Source organism: Streptomyces fructofermentans, from assembly GCF_014651055.1.
In the GTDB taxonomy this organism is placed as follows: Bacteria; Actinomycetota; Actinomycetes; order Streptomycetales; family Streptomycetaceae; genus Streptomyces; species Streptomyces fructofermentans.
Genome location: NZ_BMWD01000021.1, coordinates 158,186 through 175,162, shown reverse-complemented (window position 1 = coordinate 175,162; position 16,977 = coordinate 158,186). Strand labels below are relative to the sequence as shown.

General features: G+C 74.3%; 17 protein-coding genes and 1 tRNA gene. 12 read left to right on the top strand and 6 right to left on the bottom strand.

Annotated features, from left to right (window positions below; genetic code table 11):
• Positions 1–129: 129 nt before the first annotated feature.
• Positions 130–504: a hypothetical protein gene (locus tag IE265_RS26495; RefSeq protein WP_190038191.1), complete on the bottom strand. Its 375-nt coding sequence runs from the start codon at positions 502–504 to the stop codon at positions 130–132.
• A gap of 690 nt (positions 505–1,194) precedes the next feature.
• Here IE265_RS26495 and IE265_RS26490 point away from each other — a divergent pair.
• The gene (locus IE265_RS26490) at positions 1,195–1,533 is read left to right on the top strand and encodes a MerR family transcriptional regulator (protein WP_190038190.1); all 339 of its coding nucleotides are present in this window, start codon (positions 1,195–1,197) and stop codon (positions 1,531–1,533) included.
• 46 nt (positions 1,534–1,579) lie between these two features.
• Here IE265_RS26490 and IE265_RS26485 read toward each other — a convergent pair whose 3' ends face one another.
• From IE265_RS26485 to IE265_RS26475, 3 genes are all read right to left on the bottom strand, one after another.
• The gene (locus IE265_RS26485) at positions 1,580–3,532 is read right to left on the bottom strand and encodes a copper resistance protein CopC (protein ID WP_373303019.1); all 1,953 of its coding nucleotides are present in this window, start codon (positions 3,530–3,532) and stop codon (positions 1,580–1,582) included.
• A gap of 548 nt (positions 3,533–4,080) precedes the next feature.
• Positions 4,081–4,749 (bottom strand): GNAT family N-acetyltransferase, encoded by a 669-nt coding sequence (locus IE265_RS26480; protein ID WP_190038189.1) that lies wholly within the window; start codon positions 4,747–4,749, stop codon positions 4,081–4,083.
• A complete protein-coding gene (locus tag IE265_RS26475; RefSeq protein WP_190038188.1) occupies positions 4,736–6,826 on the bottom strand; it encodes a penicillin acylase family protein in 2,091 nt (696 codons plus the stop codon). Before IE265_RS26475 ends, IE265_RS26480 begins: the two co-directional genes overlap by 14 nt.
• Before the next feature lie 91 nt (positions 6,827–6,917).
• Here IE265_RS26475 and IE265_RS26470 point away from each other — a divergent pair, with 91 nt between their 5' ends.
• The 5 genes from IE265_RS26470 (at position 6,918) to IE265_RS26450 (ending at position 10,359) form a co-directional block, all read left to right on the top strand.
• The gene (locus tag IE265_RS26470; protein ID WP_190038187.1) at positions 6,918–7,652 is read left to right on the top strand and encodes a siderophore-interacting protein; all 735 of its coding nucleotides are present in this window, start codon (positions 6,918–6,920) and stop codon (positions 7,650–7,652) included.
• Between the two features lie 196 nt (positions 7,653–7,848).
• On the top strand, positions 7,849–8,436 hold the full coding sequence (locus IE265_RS26465; RefSeq protein ID WP_190038186.1) for an HhH-GPD-type base excision DNA repair protein: 588 nt from the start codon (positions 7,849–7,851) through the stop codon (positions 8,434–8,436).
• A gap of 258 nt (positions 8,437–8,694) precedes the next feature.
• A complete protein-coding gene (locus IE265_RS26460) occupies positions 8,695–9,384 on the top strand; it encodes an HdeD family acid-resistance protein (RefSeq protein ID WP_190038185.1) in 690 nt (229 codons plus the stop codon).
• A 401-nt stretch (positions 9,385–9,785) separates the two neighbouring features.
• On the top strand, positions 9,786–10,151 hold the full coding sequence (locus tag IE265_RS26455) for a hypothetical protein (protein WP_190038184.1): 366 nt from the start codon (positions 9,786–9,788) through the stop codon (positions 10,149–10,151).
• 58 nt (positions 10,152–10,209) lie between these two features.
• The gene (locus IE265_RS26450; RefSeq protein WP_190038183.1) at positions 10,210–10,359 is read left to right on the top strand and encodes a hypothetical protein; all 150 of its coding nucleotides are present in this window, start codon (positions 10,210–10,212) and stop codon (positions 10,357–10,359) included.
• Between the two features lie 64 nt (positions 10,360–10,423).
• Here the strand turns inward: IE265_RS26450 and IE265_RS26445 are convergent, their stop codons facing one another.
• The gene (locus IE265_RS26445) at positions 10,424–12,085 is read right to left on the bottom strand and encodes a helicase HerA-like domain-containing protein (protein ID WP_190038182.1); all 1,662 of its coding nucleotides are present in this window, start codon (positions 12,083–12,085) and stop codon (positions 10,424–10,426) included.
• Positions 12,086–12,792: 707 nt separating this feature from the next.
• Here IE265_RS26445 and IE265_RS26440 point away from each other — a divergent pair.
• Both IE265_RS26440 and IE265_RS26435 read left to right on the top strand, forming a co-directional pair.
• On the top strand, positions 12,793–13,089 hold the full coding sequence (locus IE265_RS26440) for a type II toxin-antitoxin system VapB family antitoxin (protein WP_006377352.1): 297 nt from the start codon (positions 12,793–12,795) through the stop codon (positions 13,087–13,089).
• A gap of 135 nt (positions 13,090–13,224) precedes the next feature.
• On the top strand, positions 13,225–13,878 hold the full coding sequence (locus IE265_RS26435; RefSeq protein ID WP_229916537.1) for a LytR C-terminal domain-containing protein: 654 nt from the start codon (positions 13,225–13,227) through the stop codon (positions 13,876–13,878).
• 52 nt (positions 13,879–13,930) lie between these two features.
• Here IE265_RS26435 and upp read toward each other — a convergent pair whose 3' ends face one another.
• Positions 13,931–14,566 carry a uracil phosphoribosyltransferase gene (gene upp, locus IE265_RS26430; protein WP_190038181.1) on the bottom strand — a complete coding sequence of 212 codons (636 nt, stop codon included), beginning with the start codon at positions 14,564–14,566 and terminating at the stop codon, positions 13,931–13,933.
• 410 nt (positions 14,567–14,976) lie between these two features.
• On the opposite strand from upp, the gene IE265_RS26425 reads away from it, so the two are divergent.
• The 4 genes from IE265_RS26425 (at position 14,977) to IE265_RS26410 (ending at position 16,799) form a co-directional block, all read left to right on the top strand.
• Positions 14,977–15,273: a hypothetical protein gene (locus tag IE265_RS26425; protein ID WP_190038209.1), complete on the top strand. Its 297-nt coding sequence runs from the start codon at positions 14,977–14,979 to the stop codon at positions 15,271–15,273.
• A gap of 342 nt (positions 15,274–15,615) precedes the next feature.
• Positions 15,616–16,158 carry a tRNA adenosine deaminase-associated protein gene (locus tag IE265_RS26420; protein ID WP_190038180.1) on the top strand — a complete coding sequence of 181 codons (543 nt, stop codon included), beginning with the start codon at positions 15,616–15,618 and terminating at the stop codon, positions 16,156–16,158.
• Positions 16,159–16,214: 56 nt separating this feature from the next.
• Positions 16,215–16,646, top strand: a complete 432-nt coding sequence (gene tadA / locus IE265_RS26415) for a tRNA adenosine(34) deaminase TadA (protein WP_229916546.1) — start codon at positions 16,215–16,217, stop codon at positions 16,644–16,646.
• Between the two features lie 68 nt (positions 16,647–16,714).
• A tRNA-Ser gene (locus tag IE265_RS26410) sits at positions 16,715–16,799 on the top strand.
• The last annotated feature ends 178 nt before the right edge of the window (positions 16,800–16,977 follow it).

Below are 16,977 nucleotides of genomic sequence, written 5' to 3'. Positions count from 1 at the left end.
ACCTCAGTCACGCCTACCGCGAGTGGCTCCAAGCCGCTTGACAGCAATAGGAGCATCAGCGGCGGCCCGCCGATCGGCCCGCGCCCCGTCGCCGTCCGCCCGCCGCCCTCGGCCGGGTGCCCGGCCGGCTCACTGGTCCGAGTAGCTGAAGTCACCCACCGTCCACGCGGCGACCTCGTCGATAGCGACGCGGTACATGCCGCCCGTCTCCGGGATTCCGACGTTGCCCTGGAGGATGCGGGCGACGTGGAAGTGCAGGTGCGTCGGCGCCCCCCGCCCGCCCGGCCCCGGCCGCGCGGGGTCCGGGGTGAAGACGGCGGAGAACGGGCCGAGGCGGTCCGAGTCCGTCAGGACCTCGGAGACGCGTTCGCGCCACACCGCCTCGGGAGCCAGCCGGCCGGTGATGACGGCACCGCCTGCCACCACGGTCAGCGACATCTGGTTGCTGTGCTCGGACTCCACACGGGCGGCGATGGCGACGAGCAGCTCGTCAGGGTTCGACATGGGAACCGAGTCTATTCAGCGGCCGGCCGTCCCGTACCGGAGCGGTGGCCGGAAGGCGCTCCCGGCCCGCAGCCGGTGCGGGCCGCCCGGCGCCGGTGGTCGCCGCAGAAAACCTCCGCCTCGACACGCTTGAAATCTGTCTTCGCCACGATAGACATTGCATCGCGCTGTCGCTAGGGTTTCTCTTGCAGAAGCATTCGGGAAGCTCCCGGTGGACACCGTCCGCCAGGAGAAGAGGTGCGAGCGGTACGCAGGTCGGTGCGGGTGCGGAGTCCCTGAAGCCATGGTGTTCGCAGGACGGGCGACAGGGCTGGCAGCCGTACCGGGCGGTTCGCGGTTGAGGAGCCGCCGCCGTTACCCGCGTCCGCTCCACCGGTCGGCAGCAGTACGGCACGGCACGCGGTTCCTGGCGGAGCCGCGTGCCACCCCGAGAAGGAACGGAGGAGCAGACGCCATCGGGATCGCCCGGTCCGGGAGAACGTACCGGCCGGGTACCGCAAGACCCCGGAACGGAAGGTGGTCCCCGGTCACGCATCCTCGATCCCCGCACTCCGGACCCGCTCACGGGACGGACGGCGGTAACAGAAGGTCGGCAGAGTCGTAGAGCCGGCAGATGGTGTTCAATTTCCTTCGGGGCCCTGGTGCCGTACGGCACCAGGGCCCCTCGACGCGTTCGCATAACGAGGTGAAATGACCGCAGATACTCCGCTCGGCGATCGTCTGGACGACGACGACTACCCCGCGTACACGATGGGCCGGGCCGCCGAGATGCTCGGCACAACCCCCGGCTTCCTGCGCGCCATCGGCGAGGCCCGGCTGATCACGCCGCTGCGCTCCGAGGGAGGCCACCGGCGGTACTCGCGCTACCAGTTGCGGATCGCCGCCAGGGCCCGGGAGCTCGTGGACCAGGGGACCCCCGTCGAGGCCGCGTGCCGCATCGTCATCCTCGAGGACCAGCTCGAGGAGGCCCAGCGCATCAACGCCGAGTACCGGCGGGCGGCGGCCGGGAAGCAGGACGGGTCCGACTGAGCCGCGCCGTACGGCACCGGACGCGCCGTACCGCCGGCCCGCCCGGTCAGCGGGCGATCCTCACCCGCCGCGACTCCGTCACCTGGTCGATGTCCGAGGTGCGGACGGTGACCTTCATCGTCCAGGTGCCCGCGAGCGGGAGGTTCAGGGACTGCGTGCCCCAGTAGCCGCCGAGGTTGGTGAGTTCGGCGTCCAGGGGGCCGACCTTCTGCGACGGAAGCGTGAAGGTGAGCCGGATCTCGGGAACGGTGGCGATGCCTCCGTCCGGGCCGATGACGACCGCCTGGACCGTGTTCTCCCCGACCCTGCCGGGCTCCAGGACGATCTGGACCTTGCCGTGGCCGCCCGGGGTCCCCACGTCGAACGGGATCAGGGTCGTGGACGCGGTGGGACGGTCGCCGGCCCCGGCCTCCCCGGCCGCCGTCGTACCGGTCTCAGCCCGGCCCGGCTGGGTGCCGGTGAGCATCGTGGTGACGACGAGCACGACCACGCCGACCACGACCTCGGCGAGCACCGAGCGCCGCAGCGACCGGCGGTGGGCGTTCTCCCCCGACTCCCCCGCCTCCCCCGCGGCGCCGGGCCCGGATTCCCCGGAGCCCCGCGGGCCCTCGTTCCCCTCGCCCGCGCCGCCGCCGTCGTCCGTCCCCGATGCCGGTCCGGACGCGGCCTCCCGTCCGGGCAGGTCCGCTCCCGGGCCATCGGCCGCCGCCGCGGGCGCCCCGGCCGTCTCCAGCACCGGCACGGGCGTCCGCTCCTGTTCGGCGGGCAGCCGGCCCGTCCAGCGGCGCGAGAATCCAGCGGCCGCCAGCAGCACGGCCACCGCGCACACCTTCACGACGAGGAGCCGGCCGTACGAGGTGCCGAGGACCGCGTCCCACGAGCCGAGCCCGCGCCAGGACTGGTAGACGCCGGTCAGCACCAGCACCGTGACGGAGGTGAAGGCGAGGCGGGAGAAGCGCGCGACGGACGCGGCCGGGATCTCCTGGTCCGCGCGGTGCAGCGTGGTCAGCAGCGCCGCGAGGCCGCCCAGCCAGACCGCCATGGCGAGCAGGTGCAGCACGGAGGACGTCATGGCCACCGGGACCTGGATGCCCGCCGAGGCGTGTTCGGCGGCGGCCCAGGTCACCGCGAGGGCCACGGCCAGCACTGTGCCGCCCGCGAGGACCGCGGGACCCGGCTCCGGGGACCGACGCAGCGCCGCGCCGACCCGTACGAGGAAGAGGGCCGCCACGGCGAGCAGGGCCAGCCGGGCGAGCAGGGCCCAGCCGGGCCGGGTGGTCAGGGTGTCCTGGAGGAGTTCGGGGTCGAGGACGCTCGACGGTCCGGTGCTCCGGGCGTACGGGCCGCGCAGGATGAGGAGCGCGAGGGTCGACCCCAGGAGGGTCCACCAGCCGGCGCGCAGCAGGCCGCGCAGCGGCTGCGCGGCGGCCGGACGGCAGACGAGGACGAAGGTCGCCGCGCCGATGAGCAGGGCGCCCGCGGCGTACGCGGCGTAACGGGTGAGGTCGTAGAGGGCGCCCGAGGCGGGGTTCACCGCCGGCAGCGCGGTGACGCTCGCCGTGGTCGCCGAGGGTTTGCCTATGGAGAAGGTGAAGGCGCCCGAGATGGGGTGGCTGTCCGCCGAGACGACCCGCCAGGCGACGGTGAACGTGCCGTCGGGCAGGCCGTCGCGGAGTCGTACGCGCGCGGTGTCCGAACGGCCGTCGGCGTGGGCCGCGTTGCCGGTGTTCACCCGCCGGTTCTCCGGGTCGAGGACGCGCAGCGAGTCGTCGGCGAGGCCGACCGACTCGGTGAACGTGAGGGTCACCTGCTCGGGCGCGGTCTTGAGGACGGACCCCTCGCCGGGATCGGTCGCGCGCAGGGCGGAGTGCGCGGAGACCGATCCCGCGCCGCCCAGCAGCAGGAGCGTGCCCAGCAGCGCGGCGAACGCGAGGACCCGGCGCGGCGCCCGCAGCCGTGGCATCCGTCGCGGCCTGCGGGGACGGTGCACTGGGACCACGGCGTTCTCCTTCGCCTCGCGCGTCTTCTCGTCCTCCGTGCCGAGGGTCCGACGCGGCCTCGACGGAAGTACGGCTGTACGCGACACCTTGTTCAACTCCGTCCCTGCCGTCCCGGTCCGTCCGGCGGCCCGCCGTCCGCCGCGAGGTCGTGACCCGTGACCCGGACGGCTGTTCGGCGAGGACAGGAGAACACGGACGCGGCCCGTGCCTCCGGGCGCCCCCGGCCCACGGGCGGGCGCCCGCCGACGCGGGAGCGGGCTCCCGGGACCGTACGCCTCGGAGGCGGGGCCGCCGGTTCGTCCCTACGGGCGTGGCGGCCTCGGCGCCGGGACGGGGCGCGATGTACCGCGGAGGCGGCCGCGGTCCGGGGCCGAGGGGCCGCTCGGGGGGGCCGGTGCCGCTCCGGAACGCGGCAGGCACCGCAGACACAGCTGACACAGCAGGCACCGCAGACGCGGCAGGCGCGGCAGAAGGGGGCGGCCGGACGGGCGCACGGTGACGGGTGCGCCCGTCCGGCCGCGGACACGGGGGCCGGTCCGCCGGTCGGTCAGTCGGTCAGTCGGTCGGTCGGTCGGTCGCCGCGGACGGCGGGGTCGCGGTTCAGGAAGGCGAGTTGGGCCTTCTTCTCCGGCAGGTACACCTCCGGCAGGTCGATCTCCGGCAGGACGACCACCTCGCCGAGTACGAAGCCCTGGCGGGTGAGACGGGCGATCGCCCGCTCGTTGCGGGCGTCGGGCTCGGCCACGACCCGCGGCCGGTCGAGGGTGCCCAGCACGTAGGCGGCGAAGGCGCCGAGCAGCCCGGAGCTGTAGCCCTCCCGGTTGACGCCGTCGCGCGCCGGACCGATCAGCAGGTGCACGCCGATGTCCCCGGGCAGCACGTCGTAGCACTCGCCGACGCGGTCGGCGGTCGGCTCGTACGTCTGGAAGAGGGCGGCCGGTTCGCCGTCCAGGACGGCGAGGTACGCGTGGTGGGTGTCCAGCGAGTCGATCAGCCGGTACGTGTCGAGGACCTGCTGCCCGGTGAAGCCGGCCATGCCCCAGAACCGGGCACGTTCGGCGGTCACCCAGCCGTGCAGCACGTCCAGGTCGGCCTCCGGGTCCACGGGCAGGACGCGGACGGTGCCGAGGGACTCGACGACCTCCTCGTGCACGGCCTCGCGACCGCTCCGGTACGCCTCGTCCGCCGTGGCCGGCAGGACCTCACTGCTCGTCATGGTGTTCCTCGTTCTCCTTGGTGAGCCGGTTCCAGTCGGTGACGACGGGGGCGAGTCCGCCCGCGAGCCACAGGGGGAGCTGGTCCCGGTGGTGCGGTGCTCCCGGGACCCCGGAGGCGCCGAACGGGACCACCCAGAGGCTGTCCTCGCGGCAGGCGAGGTCCCACACGTAGCGGGCGGCGGGACCGCGGGCTGCCCGGTCGGTGAGGCCGGGGACGGCGGAGGTGCACAGCACGCAGTCGTGGTCGCCGGCGAGCCCGGGCTCCTTCCCGTCGTACGAGGGGTCCGGCACCGCCCGCCAGGGGGCGAGCCGGTGGGTGTCGCCCCAGGTGCCCTCCGGCGGGTTCGCGGCGACCTCCGCCAGCGCCTCGGCGACGATGGCGGCGCGGTCGATCCCGTACAGCTCCCGTGCCGTGAGGAGGTTCTCCAGCGCGTAGGCGACCCGGGGGAGCAGCGCGAGCCAGGGGTGGAAGACCTCCGGGTACGCGGGGGGCGAGGTCAGTGCCGCCAGGGCGGGGTGCGCGGCGAGCCGTCGCACGACCGCGCCGCGGACCGCGGCGAAGGCCGCCGCACCCGTGCTGTCCGCCTCCATGCGGCGGTCCCAGTCCAGCAGCCTCCCGCGCAGGGCGGCGCAGTCCGCGTCGAGCCCTTCGAGGCCCGCCACGAGGTCCAGCAGGGACGCGGCGGAGCCGAGACGGGTGTCCGTGTGGAGGGCCGCCATGTCCGGCGCGGACCAGTCCGACCTGGTGTCGAGCAGTGTGCGCAGCCGGTCGGCCCGGTGCGGCGCGGCGAACTCGACGCCCAGCGGGGTGGCCGGGCCGCGCTGGTTGGCCATCACGGCGAACCCGTCGACGTCGGCGCGCGGCATGGGCGCGTACCAGCCGCGCCACGTGTGCGCGGGCTCCCAGGCCGGGACGATCCGGGTGCCGTTGCGCGGGTCGCGCACCGGGACCCGGCCCGCGACCCGGTGCAGCAGTCCGCCCTCGGTGTCGGCCGCCTGGACCACGTTGACGGGTTCGGCCCAGCCGTCGAACGCCCGGTCCACGTCGGCGACCCGGCGGGCGCGCAGCAGGGGGAGGAGCGCCCCGAAGCCGAGGTCCTCGGTGACCCGGGGCGGGTACCGGAGGCTGACGGGGCCGGCGTCCCCGGCCTCGTCGCCGTCGATGATCACGGGGCCGCGGGCGGTCTCGACGACCTCGACCTCGACGGGGTCGCCGTCGGCCACCTCGACGACCTCGAGGTGCCGCGAGGCGGGCCGCCACTGCCCGTCCGGGTCCAGTGCCTCGACGAGTCCCCCGTCGTCCGACCGCCGCAGCCGCTCGCGGTACAGGTCCTGGTAGTCGGCCATCGCGTTGGTGATGGCCCAGGCCACGGTTCCCGTGTGGCCGAAGTGGGCGATGCCGGGGACGCCGGGCACGGCGAGGCCGACGACGTCGAACTCCGGGCAGGACAGGTGGACCTGCTGGTAGACGCCGGGGGCCTCGATGAAGCGGTGGGGGTCGCCCGCGATGACCGGGCTGCCCGTGGCGGTGCGGTCGCCGGTGACGAGCCAGCCGTTGCTGCCGGAGGTGCCGGGGCCGTCGGTGGCGAACAGGGGGACCGCGTCCTGGCCGAGGTGGCGCACGACCTCCTCGCGCCAGAGCTTGGCCGGGAAGCCGGCGAACAGGATGTGCGCGCCCAGCCAGACGCCGAGCGGCGTCCACGGGTTCCAGCGGCCCGGGCCGAGGCCGACGGTCGCGAACTCGGGGGTGCGGCGGGCGCCTTCGGGCAGGCCCTCGTTGACCCCGTCCACGTACGCACGGACCCAGGCCGCCGTCTCGGCGTCGCGTCTCTCCAGAGCGGTGAAGCAGCGTCTCGCCGTGTCCTCCAGGCGGGCCCGCCGCACGAACCGGTCCCAGCCGAGCGCGTCCGCGCCGAGGAAGGAGGCCGAGGTGCCGCGTGCCCGGTGCCGTTCCACCTCGATCTGCCAGGCGCGGTCCAGGGCGGCGTTGCGGCCCTGGGCGAAGGCGAGTTCGCGCGCGCTGCCCGCCCGCAGATGCGGAATCCCCCAGACGTCGCGGTAGGTCTCCGTACTCACGGTCTCCCCAGCGTTCACAGTCCCCCCACTCTCTTTAGGTTAGGCTAGCCTAACTTCTGGTGGTCAGAGGCGGTACCGAGGGGTGGACGGCATGGCGCAGGGTCACGGGTGGGAGGGCGCGGTCCTCAAACTCTTCCGGGGCAAGGACTTCGTCTTCACGGTCACGGGAGCCGAGCAGGTCACCGAGCACTTCCGGCGGCTGCACCTCACGGACGGCGGCATGCTCGCCGCGACGGGCGTCCACCCGACCATGTGGGTGCGGCTGTGGTTCGACAACGCGGGCAAGCCCCACCAGCGGGCGTACACGCTCGTCGACCCGGACCCGGAAGCCGGCACGTTCAGCCTGGAGTTCGCGCTCCACGAGGGCTGCGCCAGCGACTGGGCGCGGGCCGCGGCGCCCGGGGACACCATTGAGGCGACGGTCCAGGGCACCGGGTTCCAGCGGCCCGCGCCCGAGCCCTCGCACGTCTTCGCGATCGGCGACCCGGCCTCGCTGCCCGCGCTCAACTCCTTGGTCGACGAGGTGGGTTCGGCACCGGCCACGATCTGGTTCGAGACCGACCACGGCACCGAGGGACTGCCGCTGCGCACGGACCCCGAGCGCCATGAGCTGAGGACCGTGCCGCGGCTCGGATCGGGGGCCCATCTGGTCTCCCAGGTGCGGGACGCGATGCCCGAACTGCTGAAGGACCGGGACCCGGCCGGGATCTACGTCTGGATCGCCGCGGACACGGCCACGACCCGGTCGCTGGCGGCCTACTTCCGCAAGGAGCTCCAGGTGCCCAAGCAGCGGGTGAGCGCCCTGGGGTACTGGCGCGAGACCTAGGCCCCGGGCCCCCGCGCGCCCGCCGCGCCCGGGGTGCTCCCGGACCGGCCGGGGCGCGGGCAGGGGTGCGGGCCGGTTCCCCGGCAGGGGTGCGGGCACGGGGTGTCCGTGCGGGGCGCGGGCACGGGGTGTCCGTGCGGGAGTGCGGGCACGGGGTGTCCGTGCGGGAGTGCGGGAGGGGAGCGATCATCGGGGTATGGACGTGACCCTTCATCTCGCTCAGGAGCCCGAGGCGGACGAACTCCTCGGACGCAGTCCGCTCGCCGCGCTCGTCGGGATGCTGCTGGACCAGCAGGTTCCGATGGAGTGGGCGTTCGCGGGCCCGCACACGATCGCCCGGCGGCTCGGCTCGGACGACCTCGACGCGCACGAGATCGCCTCGTACGACCCCGAGGCCTTCGCCGCGCTGCTCTCCGACAAACCCGCCGTGCACCGGTACCCCGGCTCGATGGCCAAGCGCATCCAGCAGCTGTGCCAGTACCTCGTGGAGCACTACGACGGGGACGCGGCGCAGGTCTGGGAGGGCGTGGAGACCGGCGGCGAGCTGCTGCGCAGGCTCAAGGAACTGCCCGGCTTCGGTACGCAGAAGGCCCAGATCTTCCTGGCCCTGCTGGGCAAGCAGCTCGGAGAGCGCCCCAAGGGCTGGCGCGAGGCCGCGGGCGCGTACGGCGAGGCGAAGTCCTTCCGTTCGGTGGCGGACATCACCGGGCCCGAGTCACTGGCGAAGGTGCGGGCGCACAAGCAGGAGATGAAGGCGGCGGCAAGGGCCGAGAAGGCGAAGTAGTCCATCGGCCTGGGTGACCGGGGCCCGAGGAGCCCTCCGGCCCCGAACCGAGCCCGCCCGCGGAGTCCGGACGGAAGCCCGCGGGCCCGCGTGGGACCTGGCGCAACCTGGCGGGACCGGTCGGCGCGGGCTGCGCGATGCCGGGCCCGGGTGTGGTCCCGGACCGGCATCGCGCAACCCTCGCGGCCGTCGCGGGCTGGTTCGTCCGCCGGCCCGTCCCAAGTGGCGGGGGACCTCGCACCGGGCCGAGCATGGAGCATGGCTGAGGTACCGAGCGGTGCTCCCTGGGGGCCGGAACACGACGACCGGCGGGTGCACGCAGCCCGCGACCCGCACCGCGCGGAGGGCCCCGGAGGGCTCGGCGGAGCCGGGGGCCTCGGCGGACCCGAGGGCCCGCTGTTCCTGCTGGCCCGCACCGCCTGGCAGGCCGTACTGGCCGCCGGGATCGCGGCGCTCGCGCTCGGGGCCGTGGTCCTGGCGTGGCCGGAGGCGACCCTGCGCGCGGCCGGTGTCGTCTTCGGGCTCTACCTGGTCGTCAGCGGTGTGCTCCAGCTGGCCGCGGCCTTCGGCACGCACGCCGCGACGTCCCTGCGGGTGATGGCCTTCATCAGCGGGGCGGTGTCGCTGCTGCTGGGCCTGTTCTGCTTCCGCGGCGAGATGCGGTCGATCCTGCTGCTGGCCCTGTGGATCGGCATCGGCTGGCTGTTCCGCGGGGTGACCCAGACCATGGCCGCGGTGTCCGACCCCTCGGTGCCCGCCCGCGGCTGGCAGATCACGCTGGGCGTGCTCAGCCTCCTCGCGGGAATCGTGCTGATCGTCGCCCCCCTCGAGTCCGTCGCGGTGCTCACGGTCGTCGGCGGCTGCTGGCTGCTCGTCATCGGGCTCACGGAGATCGTCACGGCCCTGTACCTGCGCAGACGGGCCCGGTACGTACCGAGGTCGCTGTGAGCGGAGCGGTCCGCCCGCGGTGACGGGCGACGGCAACCCGCCGAGGCCCCGCACCCGTTCCCGGCCGGCGCGCGGGCCCGGGCCCTCACCCGAACCGGACCGTCGGCGCCGGGCCGGGACCCTCACCCCGGCGACACGGAGGCCGGGGCCCTGACGGGCCGGAGAACGGCGGCCGTACCGCCTGGAGCCGGCGGACCCCGAGCACGGTCGGCGGACCGGGAGAGGCGCGGCGGACCGGGAGCGGCGCGGCGGACCCGAGGCGGCGCCGCAGGCTGGGGGCAGCGCTGCGGCCCCGTGGCGGCGCGGCGAGCCGCACGTCGGAGGCGGTCGGGCGTACGCCAAGAGGGCGGTTCTCGCGGTCCGGCCGGTGGGCCGCCCACCGGCCGGGGAGATGACCTCGCATGAGGTCCGTCCGGTCGCTCCCGCGCACTCCGCGCCGACCCGTCTGGCCACGGTTCCTCGTGGCCCTCGCCGCGGTGCTGTGCGCGGTGTGCGCGGCGGCCTCCGCGGGCGGACACCTCACGACCGGTACGGCTCCGCCCGCCGCCGTCTCCACGGAGTCCGGCCTGGAGCACCCGCACGACCTGCCGGACACCGCTCCGCGCCCGTCCGGCCGCCAGGGCCACCGCCTCCTGGCGCACGGACACCCCGGGCGGCCCGTCGTCCCCCGGCCGGCACGGTTTCGGGCACCCTCGCGCCCGGCCCCGGCCCCGTCCTCGTACGCGCCCGGCCCGCGCACCCTGCGCTGCATGGTCCTGCGCTGCTGACGGTCCCCGCTCCGGACCGTTCGACCCCAGCAGCACGAGCAGCACGAGAGGACACCCCATGACGAAGGACCCGTACGCGATCCTGCACGCCCTCGTACGCGCCGAATCCCTCCGCAACGCGCCGAAGCCGCCGCCCGACCCCCGCCAGGGCGTACCGGAGCCGGACCCGGAGCGACAGGCCCCGCCGCAGGACCCCGAACGCGGCTGAGCACCCGGCGGAGGCGGAACCGTCCGCCTCCGCCGCGAGGGAACGCCATGGGAGGCGGGCGGGGTCAGCGCCCCCGCCGGGCCGTACCGAAGATCGACCGGGTGATCTCGCGGCCGATCTGCGTACCCACACTGCGGGCGAGCGACTTGAACACGGCGCTGCCGACGACCTGTTCGACCATCGAGCGGTCGTCGTCGCCCTTGCGGGCCCGTTCCCCGCTCCCGGACCGCTTCGAGGCGGAGGGCTCGACCCCCTCCTCACCCGCTTCCGCCGCTCCCCCCGCTTCCCCCGCTTCCGGCGCCGCCCGCGCCGCCTCCCGGGCCGTCAGCTTCTCGTGGGCCGACTCCCGGTCGACGGCCTCGGCGTAGCGGGCGTGCAGCGGCGACTGCTCGACCGCCCGGTCGAGGGCGGCCGCGTCGACGGGCCCCATCAGGGACTCCGGCGCCCGCAGGCGCGTGGCGGCGACCGGTGTCGGCGCGCCCTTCTCACTGAGGACCGTGACGACGGCCTCGCCGGTGCCGAGCCCGGTGAGCACCTCCTCCAGGTCGTACGCGGAGTCCGGGAAGGTCTTCACGGTGGCCTTGAGCGCCTTCTGGTCGTCCGGGGTGAAGGCCCGCAGCGCGTGCTGCACCCGGTTGCCCAACTGGGCGAGCACGTCGGCCGGTACGTCCTTCGGGGTCTGCGTGACGAAGAAGACCCCGACGCCCTTCGAGCGAATCAGCCGGACCGTCTGAGTGATGGCGTCGAGGAACGCCTTCGACGCGTCCTTGAACAGCAGGTGCGCCTCGTCGAAGAAGAAGACCAGCTTCGGCCGGTCCGCGTCGCCGACCTCCGGCAGGTCGTGGAAGAGGTCGGCGAGCAGCCACATGAGGAAGGTGGAGAAGAGCTGCGGCTTGTCCTGCACGGCGGGCAGTTCCAGCACCGAGACGACACCTCGGCCGTCACCGGCCGTCCTCAGCAGCTCGCCGGTGTCGAACTCCGGCTCGCCGAAGAACGGGCTCGCCCCCTGCGCCTCGAAGGCCGTCAGCGAGCGCAGGATCACACCGGCCGTCGCGGTGGACAGCCCGCCGATCCCCTTCAGCTCGGGCCTGCCCTCGTCCGAGGTCAGGAAGGCGACCACTGCCCGCAGGTCCTTCAGGTCGAGCAGCTCCAGGCCCTTCTGGTCCGCGTAGTGGAAGATCAGGGCGAGCGACTGCTCCTGGGTCCTGTTGAGCTCCAGCACCTTGGCCAGCAGGACCGGCCCGAAGCCGGTGACCGTGGCCCGTACGGGGATGCCGTGCCCCAGCCCGCCCAGGGCGTAGAACTCGCAGGGGAAGCCGTTCGGAGTCCACTCCTGCCGTACCTCCGCGGCCCGTGACCGCACCCTGTCGTTCTCCTGGCCGGGCGCCGAGATTCCGGAGACGTCGCCCTTGACGTCGGCGAGGAACACCGGCACGCCCTGCGCGGAGAGCTGTTCGGCGACGAGTTGCAGCGTCTTCGTCTTGCCCGTACCGGTGGCTCCGGCGACCAGCCCGTGCCGGTTGAGCATCGGCAGCGGGATGCGCACCTGGGCGTCCGGCAGGCACCGGCCCTCCCACAGGAGGGCGCCCAGATCGAGCGCGGGACCGGTGAACGCGTACCCGGCGGCGATCCTCGCCACCTCCTCGGGCGGGTCCGGGGACACGCCCGAGCCGGTGCCGCGGGCGGCTCCGGCCGCCTCGGCGGGCGGTGCCTCTGGGTCGCTCATGTCCGCTCCTCGTCCGTGTCGCCACCGGTTGCTGATTTCTGGCCGCTGCGGGCTGCCGGGCCCCTCCCGGCGGTCCCGGGCCGGCCGACCCGCCCGGCCGGGCCGGTCCCGTCGGTCCGTCGCCCCGGTCGGTGCGGTCTGTCCGGTCGTCCCGTCGGTCCGTCGGTCCGTCGCCCCGGTTGGTGCGGTCTGTCCGGTCGTCCCGTCGGTCTGGTCGCCCGATCGGCCCGGCTGGTCCTGTCAGTCCCTTCAGTCCTGCCAGTCCAATCGGCCCGCTCAGTCCAATCGGCCCGCTCGGTCCCGCCGGTCCCGCCGGTCCCGCCGGGCTGGTCGGTCCGCCGGGCTGGTCGGTCCCGCCCGCCCGGTCGGAGCGCTCGGGCCGCTCCGACCCGCCGCCGACCCGTCGGCGGCGGGAGGCGCCGTCAGGGGCGGCCGTCCAGGACGGTCGCCCCATCGCTTCCCCGGGGAGGGCGGCGCCCCGGCCGGCCCCCGAGTCGGCCGTCAGGCCGCCGGACCGCCCCGCGCACGGGGCCGCCGTTGCCCATTTCGGGTCTTCTTCAGGGGTCGGCCCGACACGGAATCGCGGCCGGTCGCAGGCGGGTGATCTCGGAGAACCACCGTTTCGCCCGGGTTTACGACCTCATTTCCAGCGTCGCACTCCGCCGCCATGGCTGCGCCCGGAAGCTCTTGACCGGTAGGCTTTCCGTGTGATCTTCAAGCGCATCGGAAACGGCCGGCCGTACCCCGACCACGGCCGGGAAAGCACCCGGCAGTGGGCGGACGTCGCGCCGCGCCCGGTCCGCCTCGATCAGCTCGTGACGACCAAGGGCCAGCTCGACCTGGAAACACTGCTCGCCGAGGACTCCACCTTCTACGGCGACCTCTTCGCGCACGTCGTGAAGTGGCAGGGCGACCTGTACCTGGAGGACGGGCTGCACCGAGCGGTCCGCGCCGCACTCCAGCAGCGGCAGGTCCTGCACGCACGCGTCCTCGAAATGGACTGACCCGGCCCCGGGCCCCGCCCGCCAGGTTCTCCCCACCGGGACCTAACCACCCGGATTGGCCCTTTCGGGTTGGACTGGGCGCGGTGCAATGATCATCTAGTAGGAATCACCGCCCCGGCGCACTACGCTGCGCCCATGAGCATGCTGACTCCCCCTGGCATGGGCGGCCAGTACCGGATCACGGGGGACAAGTACCCGCGGATGCGCCGAACCCGAGGGCGCCGCAAGGTCGCGCTCGCAGTCGTCTCCTCCGCCGCCGCACTGGGACTGATCGGCTGGGGAACACTGCAGCTCATCGACGTCTTCACGGGTGGCGGCGACCGGGCGACGGCGGCGGGTCCCGCGGCGGACTGCGGGGCCTCCCCCTCCCCCCGCGCGAAGCCGGTGAAGGCCCCGCCCAGGCCCGGCCAGATCACCGTGAACGTCCTCAACGCCACGCCGCGCGCCGGCCTCGCCAAGGACACCGCCGCCGAGCTGGAGAAGCGCGGCTTCAAGATCGGCGAGGTGGGCAACGCGACGAAGGCCTACGACAAGAAGGTCCCGGGCCCCGGGATGGTGCTCGGCGCCACGACGGCGGCCGAGGCGGCGCTTCCCGTCCTCGCCACGCAGCTCGCCGGCGCCGAGCTGAAGACCGACACCCGCACGAAGCCGGCGGAGGTCGACCTGATCCTCGGGACGGCCTTCAAGAAGCTGACGAGCGCGGTGGACGCCCAGAAGGCGCTGACCACGCTCGCCGAACCCGCTCCCGAGCCCTCGGCGAGCAAGGGGAGCTGCCGGCGGGGGCACTGAGCCGCCCGCCGGACCGTCCCCCGCGCACGCGGACGGGATGTACGGAGAACGCCTACTCGGCCGTCCCGTACATCCGGTCCCCGGCGTCGCCCAGGCCTGGCACGATGTAGCCGTGCTCGTTCAGGCGCTCGTCGATCGAGGCCGTCACGACCGTGACCGGGGTGCCCGCGAGGTCGCGCTCCATCACCTCGACGCCCTCGGGGGCGGCGAGCAGCACCACGGCCGTCACGTCGTCGGCGCCGCGCTTGATCAGTTCCCTGATCGCGGCGACCAGGGTGCCGCCGGTGGCGAGCATCGGGTCGAGGACGTACACCTGACGGCCGGACAGGTCCTCCGGCATCCGGGTCGCGTACGTGGACGCCTCGAGCGTCTCCTCGTCGCGGATCATGCCCAGGAAGCCCACCTCGGCGGTCGGCAGCAGGCGCACCATGCCGTCGAGCATGCCGAGTCCTGCCCGCAGGATCGGCACGACGAGGGGGCGCGGGTACGACAGCTTTACGCCCGTGGTGGGGGACACCGGGGTCACGATGTCGACCTGCTCGGTGCGCACGTCCCTGGTGGCCTCGTAGGCGAGCAGGGTGACCAGTTCGTCGGCGAGCCGCCGGAAGGTCGGGGAGTCGGTGCGGCGGTCGCGCAGCGTGGTGAGCTTATGGGCGACCAAGGGGTGGTCGACGACGTGGAGACGCATGCCGACAAGGGTATCCGGGCCCGTCCGGACCGTCCCCCGCCCGCCGCCTCACCCGCCGCCTCACCCAGTCACCTCGCCCGTCGGTGACGGCGCCCGTCCCCCGGCCGCCGGCCGGCCCCGCCCCCGCTCCGGGTGCGACCCGTCGGCCCGTCCGCGGGTCCGACCCGTCCCGGCCCTCCGGCCCGCCCCTCGCGGGGGCCCGCGTCCCACCCCCTCGCGGGGCCCGCTTCCCCCGTCCGGGTTCCGCTTTCCGTCGGGCGGCGGCGCGCCTCCGGCGCCGCGGGGTCCCCGGGCGCGTCGCCGGCCCGTCCCGGCCCCGGCTGTCGCGTCGCTTGCGTCCCGCAAACCACCACTGGCATCAAACCGCCCGTCGGAGGGAAAGTGGGAGGGACCGACTGGGGGTGTTGCCGATGCCGGACCCGGCACAGCGGAACCGGAAGAACCCGAAGGGCCCGGGAGTTCCGAGCGGCCCGGGCGAGCAGGACCGGGCGGCCCCGAGGGGCCCCGAGCGCCCGGCGGGCCCCGGGGTCCCGGGAAGCCCCGGAATCCCCGAGAGCCCGGAGAGCGAGGCGGAGCGCCGCAGGCGCCGGGCCCAGTTCCTGCGGGACCTCACCGAGGCGCGCGAGCTGCGCGACCGGGTCCAGCCCCGGCGGGCGAAGGCCGCCCGGCTGCGCCACGCCATGCGCATGCGCACCTTCCGCTGGTAGCCGCGTCCACGCGGGTGGCTGCGCCCGCCGCGCGCCACGCCCGGCCGCCCTGTCCGTGCGGAACCCGGACCGCCGTGTTCGGGGCGGACACCCCGGCGGCGTACGATCCCGCTGTCGGCGGGTGCTGGGCACCCGGGCGAGGCCATGCGGCGGCACCCGGCGGGTGCCGTCTGTGCGGGACGCGGGGACGCGACCGGGACACAGCGAGCCGAAGACCTCTCCTGAGCGCTCCGTTTCTGCCACGATTCCGAGTGGGCGGGGCTCGGTGTACGCACTCCCCGTCCACGACCTCCGCCGGGGGGACCCCCAACCGGCACGCCTAGGACCAGTGGGAGAGTCACGGTGTACTTCGCCGCACTGCTCGCGCGCACCGAAGACGGGTGGGAAGCGAGCGACACAGAGCTCGACGATGTGGAGACCCTGTCGGATCTGACCGACCTGGCCCGTGAGGCCTCGGTGGACGACGACACGGTGCTCGTTCTCATCGAGCAGGAGGACGCGTGGTTCGGCGTCGTCCGCGTGGACGGCGAGGAGGACCCTCGTATCTACGTCTCGGACGCCGCAGCCGCTGCCCGCAGTTCGTACGGCGAGATCCTGCTCACGGACGAACTGCTCGGAAGGGATCCCGACGACGACGTCGCCGATCTGGACTCCCTCGACCTCGACGGCACCGAGGACGGTGAACCCGACGAGGACGAGGCCGACGAAGAGGAGGCCCCCGTCGCCAAGGGGGAGACCGTGCCGTCAGGACCCATCGGGGACCGCGAGGTCCTCGCCGACCTCGGCGTGGACGTGAAGGGGCTGCTGGCCCTGGACAGCACCGACGCACTCGGCGAGATCGCCGAGGTCCTCGGGGCGGCCGACGTCCTGGAGACCGTCCGCTGAGCCCTGTGGACGACCGGAACGGACACGATCCCGTACGTGACCCCTGGCGGGCGGCGATGCGCCTGGCCCTGGACGAGGCCGAGCTGGCCGTCCGGGGCGGGGACGTCCCCGTGGGCGCCGTCGTGCTGTCCCCGGACGGCTCGACGGTGCTCGCCGCCGGGCACAACGAACGTGAGGCGGCCGGTGATCCGACCGCCCACGCCGAGGTGCTCGCGCTCCGCAGGGCTGCCGCGCGGCTCGGCGCGTGGCGGCTCACCGGCTGCACGCTCGTCGTGACGCTGGAACCCTGCACCATGTGCGCGGGCGCCCTCGTGCAGTCCCGGGTGGACCGGGTCGTCTACGGCGCCCGCGACGACAAGGCCGGCGCCGCGGGTTCCGTGTGGGACGTCGTGCGCGACCGGCGCCTCAACCACCGGCCCGAAGTGATCGCCGGCGTCCTCGACGAGGAGTGCGCCCGGCTGCTCACCGACTTCTTCCGGGGCCGCTGAGCCCCTGCCGGACGGGCGGACGGATACCGATTTCGGAGCACGGCCCATCGTGGGCTAGGATCTCTCTCGGTAGCGTGTCCGAGCGGCCGAAGGAGCTCGCCTCGAAAGCGAGTGTGGCGCAAGTCACCGAGGGTTCAAATCCCTCCGCTACCGCTTCTGGAGGGCCCCGTCCGAGGACGGGGCCCTTCTTGCGTTCCCGGCCGACCGACGCACCCGTCACGGGCCTGGACAGACCGGCCGTTCATGAAAGATCGTCAGATCGTCGGACCGGGTTAGACTCGCCGCCGGCAACAGGGGTCCCGACAGGCGCAGCAGTCACAGGGGGAGGCCG

What these genes read in the sequence shown, in the direction of transcription:
- IE265_RS26460 (WP_190038185.1), top strand. Translation starts at nt 8,695, where the DNA reads ATGGCTGAGGTACCGAGCGGTGCTCCCTGGGGGCCGGAACACGACGAC.
- IE265_RS26470 (WP_190038187.1), top strand. Translation starts at nt 6,918, where the DNA reads ATGGCGCAGGGTCACGGGTGGGAGGGCGCGGTCCTCAAACTCTTCCGG.
- upp (WP_190038181.1), bottom strand. Translation starts at nt 14,566, where the DNA reads ATGCGTCTCCACGTCGTCGACCACCCCTTGGTCGCCCATAAGCTCACC.
- IE265_RS26480 (WP_190038189.1), bottom strand. Translation starts at nt 4,749, where the DNA reads ATGACGAGCAGTGAGGTCCTGCCGGCCACGGCGGACGAGGCGTACCGG.
- IE265_RS26445 (WP_190038182.1), bottom strand. Translation starts at nt 12,085, where the DNA reads ATGAGCGACCCAGAGGCACCGCCCGCCGAGGCGGCCGGAGCCGCCCGC.
- IE265_RS26465 (WP_190038186.1), top strand. Translation starts at nt 7,849, where the DNA reads ATGGACGTGACCCTTCATCTCGCTCAGGAGCCCGAGGCGGACGAACTC.
- IE265_RS26455 (WP_190038184.1), top strand. Translation starts at nt 9,786, where the DNA reads ATGAGGTCCGTCCGGTCGCTCCCGCGCACTCCGCGCCGACCCGTCTGG.
- IE265_RS26490 (WP_190038190.1), top strand. Translation starts at nt 1,195, where the DNA reads ATGACCGCAGATACTCCGCTCGGCGATCGTCTGGACGACGACGACTAC.
- IE265_RS26425 (WP_190038209.1), top strand. Translation starts at nt 14,977, where the DNA reads ATGCCGGACCCGGCACAGCGGAACCGGAAGAACCCGAAGGGCCCGGGA.
- IE265_RS26495 (WP_190038191.1), bottom strand. Translation starts at nt 504, where the DNA reads ATGTCGAACCCTGACGAGCTGCTCGTCGCCATCGCCGCCCGTGTGGAG.
- IE265_RS26435 (WP_229916537.1), top strand. Translation starts at nt 13,225, where the DNA reads ATGAGCATGCTGACTCCCCCTGGCATGGGCGGCCAGTACCGGATCACG.
- tadA (WP_229916546.1), top strand. Translation starts at nt 16,215, where the DNA reads ATGCGCCTGGCCCTGGACGAGGCCGAGCTGGCCGTCCGGGGCGGGGAC.
- IE265_RS26450 (WP_190038183.1), top strand. Translation starts at nt 10,210, where the DNA reads ATGACGAAGGACCCGTACGCGATCCTGCACGCCCTCGTACGCGCCGAA.